We start from the raw sequence: 24927 nt of genomic DNA, 5'->3' as shown, positions 1-24927 counted from the left end.
TCCAGCATCATCGCATCATCTGTGACGGCAGAATCTCCCTGTGCCATCACCTTCTCATACGCCTTCCGGATCCGTCCGTAGGGAAATGTCTGCGGGGTCTGAACCTGCCACAGGCTGCTCCGCTCGGGCGTCTCTTTTGCAAAGCCATCCGCCCCGACCACTTTGATCGTGTCCTTTACTGGCATTCCCACCACGCAGGAATCCCCCTCTCTGACGCACGCTATGGACCGGCTGATGATATCGGCGGTAACAAGCGGTCTCGCCCCGTCATGGATCAGCACGTAATCGCTCCCGTCCGCCGCCTTAAGCCCTTCATACACAGAATGGTAGCGTTCCCGTCCGCCTTCCACGACCGCACAGACCTTTTGGATATGATATTTTTCAACAATCTCTTTTCTGCAGTAATCGATCTCTCCTGCCCCCACTACGACGACAATGTCGGTTACCGCGCTCTCTGCAAACGCCTGCAGCGCATAAAAAAGCACCGGGCGGCCGGCAAGCATCATATACTGCTTGTGCACATCACTGTGCATCCGTTTTCCCGCCCCGGCTGCAAGTACCACTGCTGTTATTTTTTCCACTATCGCTCCCCCAGCTTCAGATTCGGGACCGCATTCAGATCCAGTCCGTCCCTCTGACCGCGCATGAAATCATAATATGCCGCCACACCGATCATCGCCGCATTATCGGTGCAGAAAATCGGCGACGGATGATAAAATGCCACGCCCTTCTTCTCGCACGCCGCACGCATTCCCTCACGCAGGGTGCCGTTGGACGCAACTCCACCCGCAATCGCAAATTTGTCCATTCCGAATTCATCAATCGCTTTCATGGCATTTCCGATCAGCACGTCCGTCACCGCTTTCTGGAAGGACGCCGCAATATCCGCCTGTACGATCGGAATGTTCTTCATTTTACAACCGTTTAAATAGTTGAGCACCGCAGACTTCAAGCCGCTGAAGCTGAAGTCATACGGGCCGTCCACGATTTTGGCGTGCGGGAACTCTACCGCATGCGGATTCCCCTCATGCGCCACTTTTTCAATCTTCGGTCCACCCGGATAGCCGAGTCCAATGGCACGCGCCACTTTGTCAAAAGCCTCTCCCGCCGCGTCGTCCCTCGTTTTTCCAAGGATCTCGTATTTTCCATAATCAAGCACCTTGACAAGATGTGTATGTCCGCCGGACACCACCAGGCATAGAAAAGGCGGCTCCAGATCTTTGTTCTCTATGTAATTGGCGCTGATGTGCCCCTCGATATGATGCACACCCACCAGTGGCAGCTTTTTGGCATAGCTGATGGCTTTTGCCTCCGCCACTCCGACAAGCAGTGCTCCAACAAGCCCCGGGCCGTAGGTGACACCGATCGCATCCATATCATCCAGCGTCATCCCCGCATCCGAAAGTGCCTGTCCAATCACCTGATTGATTTTTTCAATGTGTTTGCGCGAGGCAATCTCCGGAACGACGCCGCCATACAAGGTATGCAATGCAATCTGGGAGGATATCACATTTGATCTGACATCCCTTCCATTCACGACAACCGCTGCTGCCGTCTCATCGCACGAGCTTTCAATCGCCAATATTTTTATCTCATTACTGTTCATCGGAAGAATCTCCCTCCACCTGATAGAATACCAGAATCTTCCAGTCTCCATCGTCATCTTTTCTCAAAACATACATTTCGTTGGTACGGTCGAAGCTGTTGTTCTCATTCATAAAATAAGACGCCGTCACATAAGCGCACTCTCTCCCGTCCACCGTCTGATACACCACATCATTGCTGTCGCAGACATTGCTGCTGCGAATCGTTTTTGATTTGTTGTGGTAATCTTCAATATCCGCTTTCAGGTCGGAAAGATACTGATCCCGCGGATTGTTCTCCAACAGTTCGTCGTCCAGCAGCTTTCTCGCCTGATCCGCCAGCGACTCCAGTTCATCGTCCGTATAGGTATCATCATAGAAGCACTCCAGAATACGGTTGTAATACTTCACAACCTCACGCGGAGTTGCCGGATAGTTGGCATCCAGATTCTTTGTGATAAGCTTTTGTATCTCTGTCAACTCCACTGTATCTTCCACCGATGTCCGTCTCTGTGTCGTAAAAAAGTAATACGCTCCCACGATCAGTAAAATGATCAGTATTGTTATCACTGCCTTAATCACGCCACTCTTCTTCATTATGACAACCTCCCTTTTCTTTAGTTCTCATCCTCAAACATCAATTCCACGCTTTTCCCGTCTTTTCCCAAAAACGCATCCGGGAAAATCTCTCGCACCTGGGGCAGATAGTTCTCTGCATGCACCAGGGATGGAGAATAGTGGGTCAGCCACATTTCCCTGACGCCGGCTCTCTTCGCCATGTCTGCCGCCTCATAGAATGTCATGTGTTTGTACTGCTTCGCCTTGACAAGCTTCTCCGGCTCCGCATACATTCCCTCGCAGATAAAAAGGTCCGATCCCTCCGCCGCCGCCACGATTGATTCTGTCGGTCTGGTGTCCGTGCAGTACGTCATCTTGATGCCGCGTCTGGCTGGTCCGAGCACCATCTCCGGCGTATAGACCGTTCCGTCTTCCCCGGACAGGATCTCTCCCTTCTGCAGACGGCTCCAGTATTTCTGCGGAATTGCCGCCGCACGCGCTCTCTCCACGTCAAACTTCCCTGCACGTTTTATTTCGACCGAATAACCGTAACAGGTAACATTATGATTGACACGAAATGCATGTATACAGTATCCATTGAGTTCCAGCCGCATTTCCGGTTCCGTAATCTCAATAAAACGTATTTCAAACGGAAGTTCCGGAGCAATCACCCGGAGCGCGTTCACCACCCGTTCCAGCCCCCGCGGACCGATCATGGTCAGTGGCTCGGTTCTGTCCGCATTTCCCATGGTGAGAAGCAGTCCCGGCAGTCCGCCGATGTGATCTCCGTGGTAATGGGTAAAACAGATGACATCAATGGGCTTAAACGTCAGTCCCTTTTCCTTGATCGCCACCTGTGTTCCCTCGCCGCAATCAATCAGCAGACTGCTGCCGTTGTAACGCAGCATAGCCGCCGTCAGAAAACGGCGGGGCAGCGGCATCATTCCTCCTGTTCCCAATAGGCATACATCTAACATGAATAAACTCCTTTATCGCTATATCAGTTCTGTCTTTTGTTCCACCTCCGGCGCGATGGCAAACGTCCGCACCCAGGCGTCATAACACGATTCGCACAGATCCATCCTGTGCACCGTACCGTCTTTTCGTTCGGAAAAATAGCCCCACTCTTTACAAATAGTAAGAAAGGAACTTTTTCCTGCTTCCCCTTCCGTACAGATCGGGCTGCCACATCGGTTACAATAAATCACTCCGTTTCGTCTGCTCATTGATATATTCTCCATTCTATCGTCTGTTTCGCGCCGCTTTCTGCGCATCCGAAATTCCTTAGGAACTTCTAATATGAATCCGTCAGGATTCATTATATCATTGAGCCGCCGTGCAATCCCACAGGGAATTACAGGGCACAGACCATAATTCTGGCATCTTCTCTCGGGAATTCATAAAACCCCCGGCGGATACCCACCGAGGAAAATCCCTGCTTCTCGTACAAACGGATCGCCCCCTCATTTGACACGCGCACTTCAAGGACAATGCGGGCAATCTTGTGGTCTGCGGCACGTTTTTTCATCTCTGTGAGCAGCCCTTCCCCGATTCCACGCCTGCGGCACGCAGGATTCACAGCCACATTTGTGATCTCACCCTCATCGGCCGCAAGATACATTCCGATGTACCCCTGTATGACACCCGATTCCTCTGCCACCAGAAAGATCGTGTCGGGCAGACAAAGCGAATCCAAAAAAGCATTCTCACTCCACGGCTGCGAAAAAATCTCCGCCTCCAGAGACGCCACCTTCGCCGCATCTTCCGCTGTCATGCTCCGGATAATACTCATACGTTTTCCTTTCCTTTTGCGGCTTCCTGCTCCTTGCGCTCTCTTTCCGCCTGGGACAGCCGGAGATATTCCGGGCGGTGTTCCGCCGCGCTCTCCGTTTTTCCCTCTCTGTAATACTGCATGCCAAGCACAGCAACCGCGCCGGCCCGCTGCTTGTTCAGATGTGCGGGCGCATAGGAATGCGGCACCGTAAGCTGCTCCTCCAGATATGCCTTAAAAACCGGTACACCGTCTCCCAAAAATACGACCGCCTCACCTCTGCTGTTGATGTCCGCCGCAATCTCATCGATTCCCACGGCACACTCTCCGCGCAGCACCTGCATGTCGTTTCCATCAAAACGGTACAAACCGGTATAGGTCTGATTTCTTCTTGCGTCCATAAGCGGGCATACCATATCCCGGTGTCCCACCAGATTGTATGCAAGTGCGTCCACCGTCGGCACATTGAGGATCGGCTTCTCCAACGCGAGTCCCAGACCTTTTGCCGTCGCCGAACCAATCCGAAGTCCCGTAAATGAGCCCGGTCCGCCTGCAACCGCGATTGCATCGATACTCGAAAGATCCAGTTCGATCATGCGCGCCACCTCATCCAGCATGGGAAGAAGGGTCTGTGAATGTGTCTTTTTATAGTTTACGGTATATTCTCCCAGAAGGTTGTCATCCTCCGCGATTGCAACGCTCGCCACCAGACCGGAACTGTCCAATCCTAATATTTTCATTTTCTGTCCTCCTGATGCTCTCTTATGGTAATTCTGCGATAATCAAATCCCATTTCCAGATCTTTTTCTATAGTAACTTCGCTGCGCCGCTCCGGCAAAATCTCTTCGATCAGATTCGCCCACTCGATCATGCACAGACCATCCCCGTAGAAATAATCCTCGTAGCCGATCTCATCCATCTCCTCGATGTCCCCGATGCGGTAAACGTCGAAATGATAAAACGGCATCCTGCCCTCCTCATATACCTGCACGATTGTAAAGGTCGGGCTGGAGACTGGCTCCGTGATGCCAAGTCCTTCCGCAATTCCCTGTGTGAAGACTGTCTTTCCGACGCCCAGATCTCCCACCAGCGTATAGACGTCGCCGGGCTTTGCCTCCGCGCCCAGGCGTTTTCCAAGCGCGTGCGTCTCTTCCGGCGAATATGTTTCATAGATCTTTTCTGTCATATTTTAAAATCCCCATTCTCTACTTCATCTTCAAACGGTACGCCGGCAGATGTGCCGCAGCCTGTGTCTGCAGTGCCGCGTAGCTTTCCCCCAGCTGTGCTCTCGGAATGACATAGGCATTGATCCTGCTGCTGTACACCAGAACGTTGTGCTTCGTCGCGACCATTTTATAGATCTGCTCCCACGGAAGCAGCGCACTCTCTTCCTTCTGCGATACGTGCAGCCCCTCCTCGTCCACCTCATAGTGCAGCGTTCCCCGCAGCACCTCGGACATTGCCAGTGTGCGCTTCGACCTTAGGTACAGGCTCACCGGAGGATAGACCAGAAATACGATGCCAAATACAATATATAATGCGGTGTATGCCGCCTCGATCTTCCCGCGGGTCACTCCTGCCACCACAAAAATCAGGATGGAAAACGCAATGGAAAACCACCCGTGAAATCCGGAGTAGGTCTGGTACATATTAAACCGGTACATATCTTCTGCTGTCAATGTAATATCAAACTTTAGCGGCATAACATTTCCTCCTGTCTATATCTAAGCTAGTATAGCATTTTTCATTCCAAAAGAAAAGGGGCTGTCGTCTAAGACAGCCCCTTTTCTAGCGGTTCGCTCCTTTCAGAATCGGCGAAATGTGTTTGTATACCAAGAATGTGATTACCACGGAAAACAGTCCCTTCACGATGGTAAACGGCATATTGAAGCACACCAGGCACTGCAGAATGCTCTTCATGGATGGTACGATCACCTGATAAGCGCCGAGCACAGCTTCTTCCGGCATAAAGTTGTAGTATACCGGATATACCAGGAAGTAGTTGGATACCACGGAAAATACACCCATGATCACCGCACCGAACAGGGATCCAATCAATGCGCTTCTGCGGCTCTTTTTGTGGCGGTAAATCAATCCTGCCGGAAGTACGAATGCTACGCCCAGAAGGAAGTTGGAAAGCTCACCGACGCCGCCGGTTGTTGTAATAAACAGATGAAGCACATTCTTGATCAGACAGATCAGAATGCCGCATACCGGTCCCATGGAAAATGCACCGATCAGTGCCGGGAGCTCTGAGAGATCCATCTTGATGAAAGCCGGCATAAACGGAACGGAAAAATCCAGGAACATTAAAATAAATGCTACTGCGGAAAGCATTGCCGTGACGCTCATGTAGCGAACGCTCGAAATACTGTTTATTGTTGTCCTACCTGTGATTGTACTGTTTGTGTCCATAATGACTCGTCTCCTTTTCTCTGCAGGAATTCGAGGTATTCTCGCGTGTCAGCCGTCTTTCAACGGATTGCATTCCGGCAGCGGAACAGCGCTTATTCCCGCCACACAAAAAGCCCCGGATGATCTCTACATCCGGGGCGTTAAATTGCATTCTTAAGACCCTGCTGCCGCAGGTCCTCCTAACATGCTTCTCTTCTCTCATCCAGACTATACTGTCGGTCCCGGATTCACACCGGCTCAACTGCAACTGCAGCTCACGGACTGATCTGGCGTCTGCCAGAATCACCGTCGGTCGGGAATCTATGCTTCCATCTCTGTGAACTCATATCACCCTGCCCCGAAGAATTCCTAATATTTATTTTGCTTCTATATTGTATGCCCATATGGGCATACTGTCAACCCTTTTTCTCTATCCGTTCAGCTTCATCGTCAGCTGGATGCGCTGCTTTTTCGGATCAACGCTTAATACTTTCACTTCCACAATATCCCCGACGCTGACAACTTCGAGCGGGTGCTTGATAAACTTGTCGCTCATCTGTGAAATATGCACCAGTCCGTCCTGATGAACACCAATATCGACAAACGCGCCAAAATCAATGACGTTGCGCACGGTTCCTTTCAGAATCATCCCCGGCGTCAGGTCTTTGATCTCAAGCACATCGCTGCGCAGAATCGGCTTTGGCATGTCCTCTCTCGGGTCTCTCGCCGGCTTCTCCAGCTCCTTGACGATGTCCTGCAGCGTCATCTCTCCCACACCCAGTTCTTCCGAGAGTTTTTTGTAGTCATGGATCTTTTTGGAAATGCCCTCTACCTTCCGCTCTTTTACGTCAGATAACGTATAATCCAGCCGCTTCAGAAGCTTCTTCGTGGCATCATAGCTCTCCGGGTGCACACCGGTCGCATCGAGCGGATTCTTTCCGTCACCGATCCGCAGGAATCCTGCGCACTGTTCATACGCCTTCGGTCCCAGCTTCGGCACCTTCAAAAGTCCTGCACGGGATACAAATCTGCCGTTTTCCTCGCGGTAGGTTACAATATTTTTTGCCAGCGTCTTGCTGATGCCGGAGACGTATTCCAGAAGCGATGCCGATGCAGTGTTCAAATCCACGCCGACTTTGTTCACGCAATCCTCGACCACGCCGCCAAGTGCTTCGCCCAGCTTTTTCTGGTTCATGTCATGCTGATACTGTCCCACACCGATGGACTTCGGATCGATTTTAACAAGCTCCGCCAACGGATCCTGCAGACGGCGCGCCATGGACGCTGCGCTTCGCTGTCCCACGTCAAAATTCGGGAATTCCTCCGTGGCAAGCTTGCTGGCAGAATAGACTGACGCGCCCGCCTCATTGACAATAATGTACTGTACTTTTACCGGAAGTTCCTTTAACAGGTCCACAATGATCTGTTCGGATTCCCGCGATGCCGTTCCGTTTCCAAGGGAAATCAGGGTAATGTGATATTTGGCAATCAATTTCTTTAATACCGCTTTTGCCTCCGCCACTTTATTCTGCGGAGCCGTCGGATAAATCACCGTCGTATCAAGCACTTTTCCGGTCGGATCTACCACAGCAAGCTTACAGCCTGTCCGAAACGCCGGGTCCCATCCGAGCACCACCTGTCCGGCAATCGGCGGCTGCATCAGCAGCTGCTCTAAGTTCTTTCCGAATACACGGATGGCGCCGTCCTCCGCACGCTCGGTCAGGTTACTCCGGATCTCACGCTCGATCGCCGGTGCAATCAGACGGTCATAGGCGTCTCTCACCACATCGCGCAGCACCTCATTCGTCTGCGGGTTGTCCCGGACAATCACCTTTTTCTCCAGATAGCGCAGAATGTCCTCCTGCGGCGCTTCGATCTTCACGGTGAGGAATTTTTCTTTTTCTCCGCGGTTCACCGCCAGAATCCGGTGTCCGGCAAGCTTTGCCACCGGCTCGTCAAAATCGTAATACATCTCATAGACGGACTCCGTCTCCGGGTCTTTGGCAGTAGAGGTCATCCGGCCTTTTTTCACCGTGAGGTCACGGATGTGCGTACGGTAATCCGCCTCGTCAGAGATGGACTCCGCAATAATATCCGACGCTCCCGCAATCGCCTCCTCGGCGGTTGTAACTCCCTTTTCGGCATCCACGTATTTTGCCTCCTCTTCTATGAGCGGCGTTTTTATCATCTGCAGTGTAATCACACCGGCAAGCGGTTCCAGTCCCTTTTCCTTGGCGATCGTGGCGCGCGTTCTGCGCTTCGGCTTGTACGGGCGGTATAAATCCTCCAGCAGAACCATCGTCTCCGCCGAAAGGATCTGCGCTTTCAGTTCGTCCGTCAGCTTCCCCTGCTCCTCAATGCTGGCGAACACCGTCTCCTTGCGCTCCTCCAGTCCTCTTAAATAGGTAAGGCGCTCCGACAGGTTACGAAGCACCTCATCGTTTAATGCGCCGGTCGCCTCCTTCCGGTAACGCGCAATAAAAGGAATGGTATTGCCTTCATCGATCAGCTTGACTGCTGCCTCTGTCTGATGGCGCTTAATTCCCAGTTCCTCAGAAATTTTTGCAATAATATCCATATCTGTCCTCCAAATTTTACCGAGTCTGCTCCCAGTATACCGAAAATCCGCTGTAATCTCAAGTGCCTTCCTCATTGTCTTTTTGGCTTTCCCATGTTACAATAGACAAAGTTATCCTGCGATATACTGGCAATACCGGCATATCGGGAAAGGTCTGATTATCATGAACAACAAACGACGTTCCCAGCGAATGGAAAATGCCGCTCTGCTTCTCGGCGTGATCGGGGCAGCTACTTTTTGTCTGGTCTATCCGGCACTGATCTGCGGATCTCTTGCCATCGTTTTTGCACTTTTATCCCGGGGCGGCGAGCGCACGCTGACCTCCCGCGCGAAAATTGCTCTGATCCTTGGCGCCATTGCCCTGGGCATTGTCCTCGCCATGATTATTTACACATTTGCGATTGCCGAATTATATTATGGCGGCGTGGAAAATATGGCGCGTCAGGTATACGGCACGCTCGGCATCGATTTTGATACACTGATGAATTCCCTAGGCCAGTAAATCCACATGCCACACAAACAGGGCAAGATTTTTGACCAGGCAGTTGACCACGATCAAAAGCAGGGCGATCCATATATAGACATCACGAAAGCGCAGGGCAATCCGTATCCGGCTTCCGCTCACGCGTTCAATGGTCTGGCTGATCATAAACCAGCCGCTAAGCAGCGCCGCATACGGCACAAACGGGTGCAGCACAAAGGAGCGCAGCCATTTGCCGGCAAGCAGCGCCCTGACGGCTCTTGTCCCGCCGCACCCGGGGCAGTACGCTCCGGTCAGCGCATGAAACGGGCAGGGCAGCAAAAATTTCCAGACCGGAATTCCTGTTACTCTGACAAACAAAAACAGCGCCGCGAAAATTCCCGCCGCGCACCAGCCCATAATATAAAAATCCCGGTCTACCCGTCTATCCGTCTGAAACATTCCGATCTCCATTCCTATCTTACTCCCTGCTATTATAACCGCCGCATTTTCGGTTGTAAAGCACGCGCACGTTTCTGGATTCCAAATCTCTTTAACTGCCAGTAGCATATCACGGTCTTCCATGCTATAATGAACTCTGGCGAGTTCATATTAGAAGTTCCTGCGGAACTTCGGATGCGCAAAAATCTGCGCAGATACAGGGAAATAATGTTCGCGAAAGCAATGAGCAGTGCCATCCATGAATGTTACAAAATCCGGCTGCTTGCAGACAATATTTTGTAACATTCATGGATGATAGGGCGAATGCCCGTGAGTTTGAAAATGCCTTGCATTTTCAAACCCACAGGCACTGCGTAACTATAGGAATATAATGTTCGCGAAAGCAAAACTTTCACCAGAACATACACAAATATCACATCCACAGGAGTCTACACATGTCAAGATCATCCAGCGAATTAAAACGTATTTCACGCGACATTTTAAATAACCGTTATTCCGTACCGATGGCAGCATTTCTGACTGCCTCCTTAATTCCGACGCTCATCGAGATTCCGTTCTCCATGACGCTCGGCGATTATCCCGGCACTCCGCAGCTTATCATCAGCACGATTGCAGATATTTTAATTCTTCTGATCGCCCAGATGCTAGAGACCGGCGTTATGCTGGTTCATATGAATATGACGCGCGGTCAGACATACCGCATCCGTGATGTTTTTACACCGTTTCGCAATGGCGCAGAGCGCTTCTTTCTCGCTGCCGTTCTCTTCGATGTATTTCTGGTGATCGCAGGTATTCCTGCCATTGCCGGTGTTCTTTATTTTTATAAAACCGGTGTCTCCGGTCTCTCCGGTGCCCTGCTTGCTGCCGGAAGCATCCTCGGTCTGATTTTTACTTTCTGTGTGTTGCTTACCTACCGCATGGTTTTCTTCTTTCTTTTAGACCATCCGCATTTAAGCGTGCGGGATGCTTTTCGCACCTGCCGTAAATTTATGCGCGGACGACGCAGGAAGCTGCTTTACATTTTATTCAGCTTTCTCGGCTGGGGCGCGCTTGCCATCTGCTCTTTTGGCATTGCGGCTCTCTGGATCAGTCCTTATATGACGCAGACGCTGCTCACTTTCTATCTCGACGGTACCGGCGAACTGGACCAGATTCCCGTCCGTGATTACGATCAGGAGGCAAGACGTTTCACCGGATCTATTTTTTGATATCTTATGGCAAATCAGAAGTTCTGATTTGCCATTTGTATATACGCAACTACCAATCATTTTACATCAGGAGGAGTTTACTATGAACGAAAAAGACGGAGCAATCCGCGACGCCAGCGTACTTGGCGTACCAAAAATGCTGATTCTTGGCCTGCAGCATATGTTTGCCATGTTCGGCGCAACCATTCTTGTACCAATTCTTGTCAACAGCTACTTCGGCGAAGATGTTCTACATGTACAGGTTACATTGATCTGTGCCGGTATCGGAACTTTATTTTTCCATCTATGTTCCAAATTCAAGGTTCCGGCGTTTCTCGGTTCTTCCTTTGCCTTCCTCGGCGGTTTTGCCACGATTGCAAACATGGATTCCGGTGTATTCGCCGACATGTCCAACGCTGACAAACTTTCCTATGCCTGCGGTGGAATTGTTGTCGCGGGTCTTTTATATCTGATTCTCGCGCTGATTATCAAGCTTGTCGGTGTCAAGAAGGTCATGCGTTTTCTTCCGCCGGTCGTAACCGGTCCGATCATCATCTGCATCGGACTGAGCCTTGCCGGTTCTGCCATCAACAACGCTTCCACCAACTGGCTTCTCGCCCTCATCGCTCTGGTTACGATCATTATTTTCAATATCTGGGGCAGGGGAATGTTTAAGATCATCCCGATTCTGATGGGCATCATTATTTCTTATATTGCCGCATTGATCTTCAACGCCATGGGCATGACAAACGCAGACGGCTCCGCCATTCTTTCTTTTACCGACATCGCAAACGCTTCCTGGGTCGGCGTACCGGCATTTTCCCTCTGCAAATTCAATCTGTCCGCCATTTTGGTCATGGCTCCGATCGCACTCGCAACCATGATGGAACACATTGGCGATATTTCTGCCATCTCCGCGACGGTTGATCAGAATTTTATCGAAGATCCAGGACTTCACCGCACCCTGATCGGTGACGGACTCGCCACTTCCCTGTCCGCTCTCGTCGGAGGTCCCGCAAACACCACCTACGGCGAAAATACCGGCGTGCTCGAGCTGAGCAAGGTATACGATCCAAAGGTCATCCGCATCGCAGCCTGCTACGCCATCATCTTAAGCTTTATTCCGAAGATGGCTGCTGTGATCGGTTCCATGCCGTCCGCTATCATCGGCGGTGTCAGCTTCATGCTCTACGGTATGATCTCCGCCATCGGCGTCCGCAATGTTGTGGAAAATCATGTGGATTTTACGCAGTCACGCAATCTGATCATCGCAGGCGTGATCTTCGTGTGCGGTCTTGGTTTCTCCGACGGTCTTACCTTTACGATCGCCGGAACCTCCGTCACACTCACCGCGCTGGCAGTCGCAGCGATCGCAGGTATTTTCTTAAATGCCATCCTGCCGGGCAACGACTATCACTTCGGAAAAGACATCACAGGTGACGCGAACCGCGGTATTGACATGAAGCCGAATCTTCACGAAGATACCAGCTACACGGATACAGAGGAATAAAAATGCCGCAGAAAGTGGATGCGGCAGGGATCGAAGCCGGATCATAAAAACGTTTTCTAACGTTTCAGGATGCAACCGGCGGCGGTCATTCTGATCGCATAATCCGGTATTTCTAATCCGCACCGCGTTTGACATCCACGATGATCCGTGTCTTTCCAAGTTTTGAGCACTCCGCGAAATGTGTCCGCACTCCGCAGACAATTTAAGGACTTTCGTGTGTGCCCCTTGTCGACACCGCTGAACAAAACATAACCGCGCGAAGCCGATGTCTGAGTTGGCATCTGCCCTATTTTCAATAGCAGATGCCAGCGAGTTTCGGTTCGCGCGGTTTTATATTGTCTGTGAAGCGGTGCCGCTAGGGGCACCAGGAAGTCCGCTCATTGTCTGCGGCGTGACGAACACATCCCGCGGATTGTCAAAACGTGGCCAAGACACAGAATCCGATGTCAAACGCGCTGCGGAAGAAATACAAGGATTTTGCTCCAAAGAATGGACCGTCTCCGGTTGCACTCTGAAACGTTGTAAACCTTTTTACATGATGCCCGCGATCCCCACCGCTTCCGCTTTCCGCGGTATTTATCAGATGTAGTGCAGATGAATCTCTCCGAAGTTCGCGGAGCCATTCAGATACAGCACCGTGCTGCTCGTTCCGATGCTGCTGCCGGTTTCACGGATGGCGCCGAACGAACGGTCCAGATTATTCTGAATCTTCCATTCTTTCGGGATGTAAAGGTTAGTCTCCCCGAAATTATTCTCCACGCTCACATTTGCAGAGCCTTCCTGCACGATCGCATTGTCGAAGTACACCGAAAGCGATCCGAAATTATTTTCGATGGCGGCGCGTCTGAAGTTGTCGGAGTTGATGTAGCGGATTGCGGAACCGAAGCTGTTCTCGCACCGGATCTCTTCGCCGGTATACTGTTCACTGCTGGATGTTCCCACATTGCCGGTCACCGTCTTCCATTTCCGCTTTTTCCCGCCAAAGATCAATGACAGACCGATGCTCCCAAGGAATGCCGCGCCGAGCACCGTCCACGGCGTGAGTGCTGTAATTCCAAGCGGCTTATCATAGATGATACAGATAAACGCAATCGAGAACAGAATCTCCCAGAAATTCACATTGCGGATTCCCTCGACAAAAAGCCAGAGGAAAAATACGGTCAGAATAATGCTGAACACGCCGATATCCGGCAGAATTCCAAACTTGCTTATAACGACATACACTGCTGCGAGGATAAAAAAGATTCCCCAGAATACTTTGCTACTTTTCATGATGCAACCTCTTTTCTTCTAATTTTTGAGTCAACGGTTTATAGTAATACCGCGATACATAGACCTTCTTGTGCGTGTTTAAAAACGCCACCACACTTGACGCCGTCAGATTGCGGTCAATAGAGTAAATCTGATCCGTGTTTAAGATCGTGGATTTGGATACTCTCATAAAAACGCCCGGAAGCATATCTTCCAGCTCGTATAGTTTGTACCGGGTCTGATACATCTCATCCCGGGTGTGTGCGCTGATCCCGTTCTCGTCTGTCTCGAAAAACAGGATCTTGGACAATGTCACATAGTATTCCGTGTTCCCTTTATAAAGCAGGATCTTCTCGGAAGCGTTGGTGACATCCCGCACGGCGCGCTGCACGGCAGCGACCTGTTTCGTCAGACCGCGGCAGCGGATAATCACTTCATCCTCCGCGGCGCTCTCGTCAATCTCAATTTTTATTTTCATCTCTGTAACTCCTTTGATGGTTCCAGTATAAAAAAAGAACCTCCCGGTGTAAACAGTTTTACACCAAGAGGTTATTTTCTCCGGGTAAGTGGTAACACTTTCCCGTTCCTGTCACATTAAAGTGTCTTTAACTTCTCTACGCCCGCATCCAGATAAGCGTTCTCCATCGTTGCAAACGCTCCCTTGTCTGCCTGCTCCGCAAACGCCGGATCAAGCGGAAGCTTTCCGAATACCGGGATCCCGAGCTCTTTTGCGACATCGTCGATATGACTCTCGCCAAACAGCTTAATCTCTTTTCCGCAGTCCGGACACTTCAGGTAGCTGAAATTCTCCACCAGACCGAGCACCGGCACATGCATCATCTCCGCCATGTTGTACGCCTTTTTCACAATCATCTGCACGAGTTCCTGCGGGGACGTCACAATCACGATTCCGTCTACCGGAAGCGACTGGAACACCGTAAGCGGTACATCGCCGGTTCCAGGCGGCATATCCACGAACAGATAGTCCACGTCTCCCCAGACTGTCTCGTTCCAGAACTGTTTTACCACGCCGGCAATCACCGGACCTCTCCAGATGACAGGTGCCTCCTCGTCATCCAACAGCAGGTTGATCGACATGATCTTGATGCCGTTCTCCGTCTCCATCGGAACCATTCCGTCGTCCGTTCCGTATACCTGTCCATGAATTCCGAACATCTTAGGAATCGACGGACCGGTAATATCCGCGTCCATGATGCCTACCTTGTATCCGGCGCGGTTCATCGCTGCAGCGAGTGATGCTGTGACAAATGATTTGCCGACGCCGCCTTTTCCGCTGACAACACCGATCACTTTCTTAACGTTGGATGCCGCATTCATCGGCTCCTTGGCAATTCCGCCGCCTGCTTTATTCTTCGCGTTGCTCGGACATCCCTCGCAGCTCTCCTTTGAGCAGCTGGACGCTCCGCTGCAATTACTGTTCTCTGGCATATTCTTTCCTCCTTAAATCGCTTACATCTTCTCTATCAGGCTTCTTTTTTCTCTCTGGCACGCTTTTCCTTTTCTGCAAAAATCGCCACCAGCGACTCCGTGTAAGGCGCTCTCGCCACACCGTATTCGGTAACGATGCCTGCAATCAGCTCATGATCCGTCACATCAAATGCCGGGTTGAAGACCTTGACGCCCTCCGGTGCCATGCGCTCCTTGTACCACATTTCCGTGACTTCCTCCGCCGGACGCTGCTCGATCGTAATCCCGGCTCCGGTCGGCGTATTTAAGTCGATCGTTGACGTCGGCGCGCAGATATACACCGGCACACCGTAATATTTTGCCACAGCCGCCACTACGGACGTACCGATCTTATTCGCCGCATCTCCGTTCGCAGCCACACGGTCACACCCGACAAATACCGCATTGACCCAGCCGTTCTTCATGACTGTCGCCGACATATTGTCACAGATCAGTGTGACATCCACACCGGAAGACTGAAGTTCAAATGCTGTCAGTCTGGCGCCCTGCAATAGAGGTCTGGTCTCATCTGCAAATACATGAAAATGATAGCCTCGTTCCTCTCCCAGATAGATCGGCGCCGTCGCGGTGCCATATTTACTCGTGGCGAGCTGTCCTGCATTGCAGTGCGTCAGAATGCCATCCCCCGGCTTTACCAGAGTCAGACCATGCTCTCCGATCATCCGGCACACCCAGATATCTTCCTCCTGGATCGCCACAGACTCCCGGTGCAGTGCCTCCTTGATCTGCGCTACAGTCTCCCCACTGTGTGCCTCCACAACACGCTGCATCCGGTTTAACGCCCAGCTTAAGTTCACGGCTGTCGGGCGCGAAGAATCCAGATACTCCTTCTGCCGTACAAACTCACGGTAAAATATATCGTAATCCTCCGTATCCATCCGTTTTGCCAGCACATAGATCCCATATGCCGCCGCCACTCCGATCGCCGGTGCTCCGCGCACCTGAAGCAGATAGATCGCGTTCCAGATTTCCTGCGCCGTGTGAAGCGAAATGATCTCTATTTTTCCCGGCAGCTTCGTCTGGTCGATGATCACCACTGCATTGTTCTCATCATCCAGCCGCACGGTGTCATAATCCATAATATTCCTGCTCTGCTGTTCTCCCACACTTTCACCCCTTTATTCTTATTCATCACAGACTATTATACTCTCTTTTGTCGATGTTTCCAAGAATACGCCCGCCTTCTCGTGTTCTTTTTTGCGGACAAAAAAGGAATTGCCGCAATAAGCATAGATCGTTTGGGTGATAAGTAATAATATGAGAAGACCACACCGTGGGATTTCAGATGGAAATACAAATGGAAATTCGTTGGAGAAAAATGTGTGCATTTCTTTCTGCTGAATGTTTGCATCGGATTCCGTGTCTCTTCCACGTTTGGAAAATCCGACGGGTGCATGTCCGACACACCGGAGACAATGGGCGGACTTTCTGGTGTCCCTAATGGCACCTCTTCACAGACAGTATAAAACCGCGCGAACCGAAACTCGCCGGCATCTGCTATTGAAAATAAGGCAGATGCCGACTCAGACATCGGCTTCGCGCGGTTATGTTTTGCTCAGAGGTGTCATAAGGGACACACACAAAAGTCCTACAAATTGTCTTCCGGGATGCGGACATGACCCGCGGAGTACTCCAAACTTGGAAAGACACGGATCATCAAAGATGCAAACATTCGGCTGGTTAGAAATCCACATTTTTTGAACCGAATTTCCAGCTGCATTTCCACATGAAATCCCCAAGTGTATTTCTTCTCGTAATATTACTTATTGTTCCTAGTAGCGGAGTGCTTTTTTCAGTGCCATGGAAACCGCTGTTCCGATAACGAAACATACGATCGCCTCGACAACGCCGTTCACGCCGACAAATGCTGCGATAAACGGGATCACTTTCGTCATGCCGAACTGCTCACGCATTGTTCCTGCGAACAGAGTTACCAGTGTTCCCATGAAAAATGTGGTGTTCAGCAGCGGACAGCAAAGGCTGGCAAGCGTTACCGAACCTGCGGAAGGTATTTTCGTCTTCTTCAGTCCCTTGTAGATCAGTCCGGTCAGCCATCCGTCCAGAATACGTGTCGGCACACATACCAGAAATGTGAATACCGGGTTTACGCCCAGAAGGAGCGTACCAAACGCGCTCATTCCAAAACACTGGATAAAACTCGTGATACCGAACACACCGCCTAAGATTGCTCCTGCCGCCGGTCCCAATGTTACAGCTCCTACCGCAACTGGTATGACAATCAGGGTAATCTCAAGACCTGCTGTCTTTATGTAACCAATCGGGGTAAAAGCCATGAGTAAGATGATGGCAACCAAAAGCGCCATCTCCACGAGATACTTCGTAGAAAATTTCGACTTCGTCATAGTCTTTTCCTCTTTTCTGTATACTTTGTTTATGGTTCCTGTCTGCCAGGAACTTTTTGCATCTTTTGCAGTATATCACTATGTGAAATATTTATCAAGCGGTTGGCGCCACAAGACCACATTTTTTCCGCCAGGTTCCCGCCAGATATCTTCCCACAAAACAGAGTACACGGAACACCCAGTCAATTACCATGGCAGCCCACACCCCGACTGCCATCCATCCCATGTGAACACCAAACACATAACTGAAGCCGATACGGAAGGTAATCATGGAAAAAATCGACACGACCATCGTGTATTTTACATCGTTGCAGGCGCGGAGCATATTCGGCAGCACAAACGACGCCGGCCACAGGAAGATCGCCATTCCATCATGAATCATGACCAGAATGTAGGACAGGCGCGTCGTCTCCTCTCCCAGTCCATAGATCTGTAAAATCCACGGCAGCAGAAGTAAAATGATGCTGTTGATGACCGCCGTATAAAAATAGGTCTCTCCCAGCAGCTTTTTGGTGTAATAGCGCACCTGTCCTTCTTCTCCGGCTCCCACACAGCGTCCGATCACAGTAATCATCGCAAGGCTCATCGCCTGTCCCACAATACATCCCATGGAATCCAGACTGTTCGCCACCCCGTTCGCCGCGATCTGGCTGGTGCCGAACGCAGCTATGATGCTGACCACAAGCACACGTCCCAGCTGGAAGATACCGTTTTCAATTCCGCTCGGGATGCCGATAAAAAGAATCCGCTTCACAATCGTTGCGTCCACTTTAAATTTTCCTCTGGTGAGAAAGACCAGATTGTCCGGATTATGCAAAAGCGTAAAAAGCACCACTCCTGCCACACCGCGGGAAACCAACGACGGAATGGCGACTCCCGCTACTCCCAGTTTCAGCACATACACGCCGATTGCATTTCCCACAACGTTGATGACATTCATCAGCAGCGATATTTTCAATGTGATCTGCGCATTCCCCATCGAACGGTACAGCGCCGCACACGAGTCATACACTGCGAGAAGCGGAAATGAGAACACGGAGATAATGAGATAGATGATCGCATTCTGCATAACATCCGCCTCAATCTGTCCGAAGAATAATCCGAGGATCTGCCTGTGAAAAAGAAGTACCAGTACACTGATACCGATCGTGATCGCCGCCTCTGTAAACACAAGCTGTCTGGCAGACCGACAGGCTTCCTCTCTCCTTCCCGCACCGATACACTGTGACGTTACCACCGCACCGCCGGTCGCAAGCGCCGCCAGCACACTGATGATTAAGTTGTTAAACATGTCTACCAGCGACACGCCGGAAACTGCCGCTTCTCCCGCAGAAGAAATCATCATCGTATCTGCCATTCCCACGGTGATGGCAAGCGTCTGTTCTAAGATCAGCGGAATAATCAGTTTCCGCAAATCTTTTTTACTGAATAATCGATTTTCTGTTACTGTCTGTCTCACGTTCTTTCACTCCTTCGGAATGACAATAATACGCAAAACGGCAACTGTCAAGCTCGTGAAATAAAAACATAAAAACTCCCGCATGACAGACGCCACATCTGCCACGCGGGAGTTCTTTTCACCTATGTACTTTTCTTTGCTTATTTGCCAAGTTCTGCCTTTAACGCAGTGGTCAGTGCCGGAACGATCTTGTTGAGATCTCCTACCAGACCATAATCTGCAACGTCGAAGATCGGCGCATCCTCATCCTTGTTGATAGCAACGATGAGATCAGAATCCTCCATACCTGCAACGTGCTGGATAGCTCCTGAAATACCGATTGCGAAGTAGATCTGCGGACGTACTGTCTTACCTGTCTGTCCTACCTGTAAATCTACCGGCAGCCAGCCGTTCTCCACTACGGCACGGGAGCAGCTTACGGTACCGCCAAGTACCTCTGCCAGATCCTCGAGAAGCTTGAAGTTCTCCTTGGAACCAACACCACGTCCACCGGATACCAGGATCTTTGCATCCATGATGTTCGCTGTATTCTTAACAGCCTTTACAATGTTTAAGATCTCTACATATCTGTCATTCGGGGTGAATCCCGGATTGTACTCTACCACATTTGCCTTAGCGCCTGCGATCGGAGCGATCTTCTGCATAACACCCGGACGTACAGTAGCCATCTGCGGACGGTTGTACGGGCACGCGATCGTTGCGATCGTGTTACCACCAAATGCAGGACGTGTCATAAGAAGCTGATTGTGCTGCTGCTCCTGTCCAGCTGCTGCGTTCAGCGGGAAATCGCCGATCTCAAGCATCGTACAGTCAGCAGTAAGACCTGTCTTCACACGAGCGGAAACAGTAGGTCCGAGGTCACGGCCGATTGCAGTTGCGCCAACCAGCATGATCTCCGGCTTGTACTCATTGATCACAGATGCCAGTGCATGTGCGTACGGCTCTGTTCTGTAGTCTTTTAACTGCGGATCGTCTACCACGATGACTCTGTCAGCGCCGTACTCAGCAAGCTGATCTGCCAGCTCCTTAACGCCGGAGCCAATCAATACTGCAGTTACTTCTGTGTTTAAATCCTTTGCCAGCTCTTTTCCTTTTCCAAGTAACTCGAAAGCAACGCCGTCTAATACGTTGTCAACCTGCTGTGCAAAGACAAATACTCCTTTATATTCTTCTAAACCCATTTTATTCACCACTTTTCCTTATATTTGTTAGATAATGTGCTTCTCTTTGAACTTGCCGATCAGGTATGCTACGGACTCATCCGGATCAAGGACAACCTTCTCGCCTGCGCCCTTACGTACCTTGTCAGATGCCTTTGCGATCTTTGTCGGTGATCCCTTTAATCCAAGATCAGAATCATCTACATCCTTAAGATCTGCTCTTCCCCATACGGTAACTTCCTTATCGTATGCGTCGAAGATTCCGCCCGGAGTCATGTAACGCGGCTGATTCAGTTCGGAAAGTGCTGTGATCAGGCACGGCATCTTTGCCTTTAACTCATGGTATCTGTCCTCGTACTGACGCTGAACAACGACATATTCTCCATCGATCTTGATGTCCTGTGCGTAGGAAATAACCGGAAGTCCCAGATGCTCTGCGATCTGCGGTCCTACCTGAGCGGTATCACCATCGATCGCCTGACGTCCGGTGATGATCAGATCGTAATCCAGATTGCGGAGTGCGCCTGCGATTGTGGTGGAGGTAGCCCATGTATCAGCTCCGCCTAACACACGATCTGTTACAAGGATTCCTTTGTCTGCGCCCATTGCCATTGCCTCACGAAGCACCTCGTCTGCCTTCGGAAGACCCATGGTAAGAACGGTTACTTCTGCGCCGTACTGCTCTTTTAATCTAAGTGCTGCCTCAAGACCTGCTTTGTCATCCGGGTTCATGATGGTAAGCATTGCAGCTCTGTCTAATGTACCGTCCGGGTTGAACTTAACGCCGCCCTTGGTATCTGGTACCTGTTTAATACATACTACGATATTCATGTATTTTTCACTCCTTATATTTTTATATTATGCCACGGATTACGACTATTTCAGTAATGCACCAGAGATAACCATTCTCTGAACCTCACTGGTTCCCTCGTAGATCTCTGTGATCTTTGCGTCACGCATCATACGCTCTACATCGTACTCTCTGATGTAACCGTATCCACCAAACAGCTGGACAACCTCTGTGGTAACAGCCATAGCAGTCTCTGCTGCGAACAGTTTTGCCTTTGCAGCCTCTACAGAATATACCTTCTGTGTTGCCTTTGCCATAGCAGCTTTGTATACAAGAAGCTGTGCAGCCTCAATTCTTGCAGCCATGTCAGCCAGCTTGAACTGTGTATTCTGCTGCTGGGCAATCGTACGGCCGAACTGTTTTCTCTCCTTGGTGTATGCGATTGCGCGGTCTAATGCGCCCTCTGCGATACCAAGTGCCTGAGCAGCAATACCGATACGTCCGCCATCCAGTGTGTGCATAGCGATCGGGAATCCCTTGCCCTCTACGCCAAGCAGGTTCTCCTTCGGGATTCTGCAATCCTCGAAGATCAGCTCGTATGTAGATGATCCGCGGATACCCATCTTCTTCTCCTTGGTTCCGAAGGAGAAGCCCGGAGCTCCCTTATCTACGATAAATGCAGAGAAGTTCTTCTTCTTTCTGCCTCTCTTATCCTCTGTTACGCTTGTGATTGCGATTACGATATAAACATCTGCAACCTTACCATTTGTGATGAAGCACTTGGAGCCGTTTAATACCCACTCGTCTCCGTCTAATACAGCCTTGGTCTGTGCGCCCTGCGCATCGGTTCCTGCACCCGGCTCAGTCAGTGCGAATGCACCGAGCTTCTCGCCTGTTGCAAGCGGCTTAACGTATTTCTGCTTCTGATCCTCTGTACCGTAGGTCATAATCGGATCAATGCAGAGAGAAGTATGTGCAGAAACAATAACACCTGTTGTAGCGCATACCTTGGACAGCTCCTCTACGCACATTACATAGGTGAGCGGGTCACAGCCCTGTCCGCCGTACTCCTTCGGTACCGGGATGCCCATGAAGCCGAGCTTCTGCATCTTCTTCACGTTCTCAACCGGGAATTCCTCTGTCTCATCTACTTCCTGAGCGAGAGGCTTTACCTCGTTCTCAGCGAACTCTCTGAACAGGGAGCGCGCCATTTCATGTTTCTTGTCTAAAGTGAAATCCATGATATCATTTCCTCCATTATTACCTTATATTTTACTGAGCATCAACCGGGGTCTTTGTACGGTCAGCATTGTATACATAGAATCCCTTGCCGCTCTTTGCGCCAAGATTGCCGCCGCGAACCATCTTGCGGATTAACGGGCATGCGCGGTACTTGCTGTCGCCTGTCTCTTTGTAGAGAACATCCATGATTGCAAGGCAGATATCCAGACCAATAAAATCACCTAACTCAAGCGGTCCCATCGGATGATTTGCGCCGAGTTTCATTGCTGCATCGATACCTGCGATATCAGATACACCTTCCATCTTAATGAAAGCTGCCTCATTGATCATCGGGATTAAAATACGGTTTACAACGAAGCCTGCTGCCTCATTTACCTGTACCGGAGTCTTGCCGATCTCTACGGAAATCTTCTTGATCGCCTCAACGGTCTCTTCCGGTGTATTCACACCTGCGATAACCTCGATTAACTTCATACGGTCTGCCGGGTTGAAGAAATGCATACCTACCATTGGACGGGTCAGTCCGTTGCCGATCTCTGTGATGGAAAGGCTGGATGTGTTGGATGCAAAAATGCACTCTGGCTTTGCAATCTTATCCAGCTCCTGGAATGTAGTCTTCTTAACGCCCATATCCTCGAAAGCCGCCTCTACGATGAGGTCACAATCCTTGCAAAGGTCTTCCTTTAAACCTGGGGTAATCTTTGCGAGAATGCCGTCTACTGCTTCCTGTGTCATTTTTCCTTTCTCGACAAGTCTTGCATAGCCTTTCTTGATCTTCTCTTTTCCGCCGTCAGCCCACTCCTGCTTGATGTCGCAGAGTGCTACTTCATATCCGTCTACCTGGGCAAATGCTTTTGCAATACCCTGTCCCATTGTTCCTGCACCAATAACTCCAACTTTCATGTCTGTACCTCCTGAAATATCATATATATATTCTAATAACTGATTCTATGCCTTTTAATAAAATAGGAACAAAGATTCCTATTACGCAAAGCAAGAACTTCTCCGGTGCCGCCCACAGGCTGGCGCCGGTTCAGAAGTTCTCATAACTGCATTAGTCTCTCTCAACGATGGTAGAGCATCCCATACCACCACCGATGCACAGAGTAGCAAGACCTCTCTTTGCGTCTCTCTTCTGCATCTCATGTAATAAGGTAACAAGGATACGGCATCCGGAAGCTCCTACCGGGTGACCAAGTGCGATTGCACCGCCGTTTACGTTTACCTTGGACATATCAAACTTCAGATCTCTTGCAACTGCAACAGACTGTGCTGCGAATGCCTCGTTTGCCTCGATCAGATCCATATCATCGATGGTAAGTCCTGTTCTCTCAAGTACCTTTCTGGTAGATGCAACAGGTCCGACACCCATGATCTCAGGCTCTACTCCGCCGAGTGCTCCGGCTACCCATGTTGCCATCGGCTTAACGCCAAGCTCTTTTGCCTTCTCCTCGCTCATAACAACGATTGCAGCTGCACCATCGTTAATACCGGAAGCGTTACCTGCGGTTACCAGTCCGCCCTCTTTGCCGGAGCAACATTTTAACTTGGACAGTGACTCAGCTGTTGTGCCAGGACGCGGTCCCTCATCTTTTGCGAACATAACGGTCTCTTTCTTAACCTTAACCGGAACCGGAACGATCTCGTCATCGAACTTGCCCTCAGCGATTGCCTTCTCGCACTTCTGCTGGCTGTTTGCGGAGAACTCATCGAGTTCTTCTCTTGTAAGACCATACTTCTCACATACGTTCTCAGCTGTGATCATCATGTGATAGTGGTTGAATGCATCGGTGAGTGCATCGTTTACCATGGTATCAATGATGGTCGCATTGTTCATACGATATCCAAAACGAGCCTTCGTCATGGCATAAGGAGCCATGGACATGTTCTCCATACCACCTGCAACAACGATATCTGCCTGACCAGCCAGAATCATAGTAGCTGCTTCATTGACACATTTCAGTCCGGAACCACATACAACGTTCAGAGTAACTGCCGGTACTTCGATCGGAAGTCCTGCCTTGATGGAAGCCTGACGTGCAACGTTCTGTCCCTGTGCTGCCTGGATAACACATCCCATCAATACTTCATCTACCTGCTCCGGCTTTACGCCAGCTCTGTTCAATGCCTCTTTGATTACGATTGATCCCAGCTCCGCTGCCGGAGTATTGCTCAGTGCTCCACCCATCTTGCCGATAGCGGTACGGCATGCGCCTGCTAAAACTACTTTCTTTGCCATTTTGAATTCTCCTTTCAGTTTTACACACAAAACCCCGTATGTACGGGGAATTTGTTCCTCTTTAAAAAATAATTTTGCCGAAAAACGCTGTTAATTTTTTAACAATCTTTTTGCTAAAAAAAATAAATTCAACTTTGCAGTTAAAATTTATGTTTCTCCCTCTTTTTTTCACAAGGTGCATTTTAAATAATCGGCGTTTTTACTAGCTTTTTAATACTTTTTCATGCTACCATATTTCACTCTTAAATGCAATAACTTTCTTCTTTTTTCATCTTTCTAATGTTTTCTTTACGCTCCTTTTTCCCCCTCTATACGTCTGTTTTACAGTCTTTTTTTTGTTAAAAATTTATCATGCAAATTTTATTTTCCAAACAAAAGCAAAGCGATTCTTGTGTACTTTTCACAAAAATCGCCCTGCTGCCATTCTGCGGT

26 protein-coding genes and 1 riboswitch (1 of these 27 running past the window's edge) are annotated in these 24927 nt (G+C 50.1%); of the genes, 3 read left to right on the top strand and 23 right to left on the bottom strand.

The genetic code is table 11. The annotated features are described in order from the left end of the window. From ispD to RHOM_RS02740, 11 genes are all read right to left on the bottom strand, one after another. Nucleotides 1-581 carry the 5' portion of a 2-C-methyl-D-erythritol 4-phosphate cytidylyltransferase gene (gene ispD, locus RHOM_RS02790; RefSeq protein WP_014078747.1) on the bottom strand. The gene continues 124 nt to the left of window position 1, outside the view, so 581 of the gene's 705 nt are visible here — the first part of the coding sequence; its start codon is at nucleotides 579-581; its stop codon lies beyond the left edge, outside the window. Further along, a complete protein-coding gene (gene tsaD / locus RHOM_RS02785) occupies nucleotides 581-1606 on the bottom strand; it encodes a tRNA (adenosine(37)-N6)-threonylcarbamoyltransferase complex transferase subunit TsaD (RefSeq protein ID WP_014078746.1) in 1026 nt (341 codons plus the stop codon). The genes ispD and tsaD overlap by 1 nt, the downstream gene beginning before the upstream one ends. Beyond that, on the bottom strand, nucleotides 1596-2180 hold the full coding sequence (locus RHOM_RS02780; protein ID WP_014078745.1) for a DUF6715 family protein: 585 nt from the start codon (nucleotides 2178-2180) through the stop codon (nucleotides 1596-1598). The genes tsaD and RHOM_RS02780 overlap by 11 nt, the downstream gene beginning before the upstream one ends. A 20-nt stretch (nucleotides 2181-2200) precedes the next feature. After that, entirely contained in the window at nucleotides 2201-3118 is a 918-nt protein-coding gene (locus RHOM_RS02775) for a ribonuclease Z (protein ID WP_014078744.1), read from the bottom strand. An 18-nt stretch (nucleotides 3119-3136) separates the two neighbouring features. Next, nucleotides 3137-3367 carry a hypothetical protein gene (locus RHOM_RS02770; protein ID WP_014078743.1) on the bottom strand — a complete coding sequence of 77 codons (231 nt, stop codon included), beginning with the start codon at nucleotides 3365-3367 and terminating at the stop codon, nucleotides 3137-3139. A gap of 128 nt (nucleotides 3368-3495) precedes the next feature. Continuing rightward, complete coding sequence (gene rimI, locus RHOM_RS02765; RefSeq protein ID WP_014078742.1) at nucleotides 3496-3933, bottom strand: ribosomal protein S18-alanine N-acetyltransferase; 438 nt, start codon at nucleotides 3931-3933, stop codon at nucleotides 3496-3498. After that, nucleotides 3930-4652 (bottom strand): tRNA (adenosine(37)-N6)-threonylcarbamoyltransferase complex dimerization subunit type 1 TsaB, encoded by a 723-nt coding sequence (gene tsaB, locus RHOM_RS02760; RefSeq protein WP_014078741.1) that lies wholly within the window; start codon nucleotides 4650-4652, stop codon nucleotides 3930-3932. The genes rimI and tsaB overlap by 4 nt, the downstream gene beginning before the upstream one ends. Beyond that, nucleotides 4649-5098, bottom strand: a complete 450-nt coding sequence (gene tsaE / locus RHOM_RS02755; protein WP_014078740.1) for a tRNA (adenosine(37)-N6)-threonylcarbamoyltransferase complex ATPase subunit type 1 TsaE — start codon at nucleotides 5096-5098, stop codon at nucleotides 4649-4651. The genes tsaB and tsaE overlap by 4 nt, the downstream gene beginning before the upstream one ends. 19 nt (nucleotides 5099-5117) lie before the next feature. Continuing rightward, the gene (locus RHOM_RS02750; RefSeq protein ID WP_014078739.1) at nucleotides 5118-5615 is read right to left on the bottom strand and encodes a YcxB family protein; all 498 of its coding nucleotides are present in this window, start codon (nucleotides 5613-5615) and stop codon (nucleotides 5118-5120) included. A gap of 85 nt (nucleotides 5616-5700) precedes the next feature. Next, nucleotides 5701-6327 carry an ECF transporter S component gene (locus RHOM_RS02745; protein WP_044024595.1) on the bottom strand — a complete coding sequence of 209 codons (627 nt, stop codon included), beginning with the start codon at nucleotides 6325-6327 and terminating at the stop codon, nucleotides 5701-5703. Between the two features lie 186 nt (nucleotides 6328-6513). Then, nucleotides 6514-6676: riboswitch (FMN riboswitch) on the bottom strand. Between the two features lie 60 nt (nucleotides 6677-6736). Then, the gene (locus RHOM_RS02740; RefSeq protein ID WP_014078736.1) at nucleotides 6737-8884 is read right to left on the bottom strand and encodes a Tex family protein; all 2148 of its coding nucleotides are present in this window, start codon (nucleotides 8882-8884) and stop codon (nucleotides 6737-6739) included. A gap of 163 nt (nucleotides 8885-9047) precedes the next feature. Between RHOM_RS02740 and RHOM_RS02735 the strand changes: the two genes are divergently transcribed. Next, entirely contained in the window at nucleotides 9048-9386 is a 339-nt protein-coding gene (locus RHOM_RS02735) for a membrane protein (protein ID WP_014078735.1), read from the top strand. On the opposite strand, the gene RHOM_RS02730 is transcribed toward RHOM_RS02735, so the two are convergent. Further along, nucleotides 9375-9818, bottom strand: a complete 444-nt coding sequence (locus tag RHOM_RS02730) for a DUF2752 domain-containing protein (protein ID WP_014078734.1) — start codon at nucleotides 9816-9818, stop codon at nucleotides 9375-9377. The genes RHOM_RS02735 and RHOM_RS02730 overlap by 12 nt on opposite strands. Before the next feature lie 422 nt (nucleotides 9819-10240). On the opposite strand from RHOM_RS02730, the gene RHOM_RS02725 reads away from it, so the two are divergent. Together RHOM_RS02725 and RHOM_RS02720 are read left to right on the top strand one after the other, a co-directional pair. Beyond that, a complete protein-coding gene (locus tag RHOM_RS02725) occupies nucleotides 10241-11014 on the top strand; it encodes a DUF975 family protein (RefSeq protein WP_014078732.1) in 774 nt (257 codons plus the stop codon). Between the two features lie 82 nt (nucleotides 11015-11096). Beyond that, nucleotides 11097-12503 (top strand): uracil-xanthine permease family protein, encoded by a 1407-nt coding sequence (locus RHOM_RS02720; protein ID WP_014078731.1) that lies wholly within the window; start codon nucleotides 11097-11099, stop codon nucleotides 12501-12503. Nucleotides 12504-13082: 579 nt separating this feature from the next. Here RHOM_RS02720 and RHOM_RS02715 read toward each other — a convergent pair. From RHOM_RS02715 to RHOM_RS02660, 11 genes are all read right to left on the bottom strand, one after another. Beyond that, the gene (locus tag RHOM_RS02715) at nucleotides 13083-13775 is read right to left on the bottom strand and encodes a LiaF transmembrane domain-containing protein (protein ID WP_014078730.1); all 693 of its coding nucleotides are present in this window, start codon (nucleotides 13773-13775) and stop codon (nucleotides 13083-13085) included. Further along, a complete protein-coding gene (locus RHOM_RS02710; RefSeq protein ID WP_014078729.1) occupies nucleotides 13765-14232 on the bottom strand; it encodes a LytTR family DNA-binding domain-containing protein in 468 nt (155 codons plus the stop codon). Before RHOM_RS02710 ends, RHOM_RS02715 begins: the two co-directional genes overlap by 11 nt. A gap of 116 nt (nucleotides 14233-14348) precedes the next feature. Next, entirely contained in the window at nucleotides 14349-15203 is an 855-nt protein-coding gene (locus RHOM_RS02705) for an Mrp/NBP35 family ATP-binding protein (protein WP_014078728.1), read from the bottom strand. A 35-nt stretch (nucleotides 15204-15238) separates the two neighbouring features. Then, entirely contained in the window at nucleotides 15239-16321 is a 1083-nt protein-coding gene (gene mtnA, locus RHOM_RS02700; RefSeq protein WP_014078727.1) for an S-methyl-5-thioribose-1-phosphate isomerase, read from the bottom strand. Nucleotides 16322-17014: 693 nt separating this feature from the next. Next, nucleotides 17015-17605: an ECF transporter S component gene (locus tag RHOM_RS02690; RefSeq protein WP_014078726.1), complete on the bottom strand. Its 591-nt coding sequence runs from the start codon at nucleotides 17603-17605 to the stop codon at nucleotides 17015-17017. Between the two features lie 94 nt (nucleotides 17606-17699). Continuing rightward, nucleotides 17700-19064, bottom strand: coding sequence for an MATE family efflux transporter (locus tag RHOM_RS02685; protein ID WP_014078725.1), 1365 nt, complete (start codon nucleotides 19062-19064; stop codon nucleotides 17700-17702). Between the two features lie 140 nt (nucleotides 19065-19204). Continuing rightward, nucleotides 19205-20245, bottom strand: coding sequence for an electron transfer flavoprotein subunit alpha/FixB family protein (locus tag RHOM_RS02680; protein ID WP_014078724.1), 1041 nt, complete (start codon nucleotides 20243-20245; stop codon nucleotides 19205-19207). Between the two features lie 27 nt (nucleotides 20246-20272). Continuing rightward, complete coding sequence (locus RHOM_RS02675; RefSeq protein ID WP_014078723.1) at nucleotides 20273-21055, bottom strand: electron transfer flavoprotein subunit beta/FixA family protein; 783 nt, start codon at nucleotides 21053-21055, stop codon at nucleotides 20273-20275. Nucleotides 21056-21100: 45 nt separating this feature from the next. Further along, a complete protein-coding gene (locus RHOM_RS02670; protein ID WP_014078722.1) occupies nucleotides 21101-22255 on the bottom strand; it encodes an acyl-CoA dehydrogenase in 1155 nt (384 codons plus the stop codon). A 31-nt stretch (nucleotides 22256-22286) separates the two neighbouring features. Continuing rightward, a complete protein-coding gene (locus tag RHOM_RS02665; RefSeq protein ID WP_014078721.1) occupies nucleotides 22287-23159 on the bottom strand; it encodes a 3-hydroxyacyl-CoA dehydrogenase family protein in 873 nt (290 codons plus the stop codon). Between the two features lie 151 nt (nucleotides 23160-23310). Next, the gene (locus RHOM_RS02660; protein WP_014078720.1) at nucleotides 23311-24495 is read right to left on the bottom strand and encodes an acetyl-CoA C-acetyltransferase; all 1185 of its coding nucleotides are present in this window, start codon (nucleotides 24493-24495) and stop codon (nucleotides 23311-23313) included. Between the last annotated feature and the right edge of the window lie 432 nt (nucleotides 24496-24927).

This window comes from Roseburia hominis A2-183 (assembly GCF_000225345.1).
GTDB lineage: Bacteria > Bacillota > Clostridia > Lachnospirales > Lachnospiraceae > Roseburia > Roseburia hominis.
Note: the sequence above shows the minus strand (reverse complement) of the source record. Positions and strands in the feature narration are given on the sequence as shown.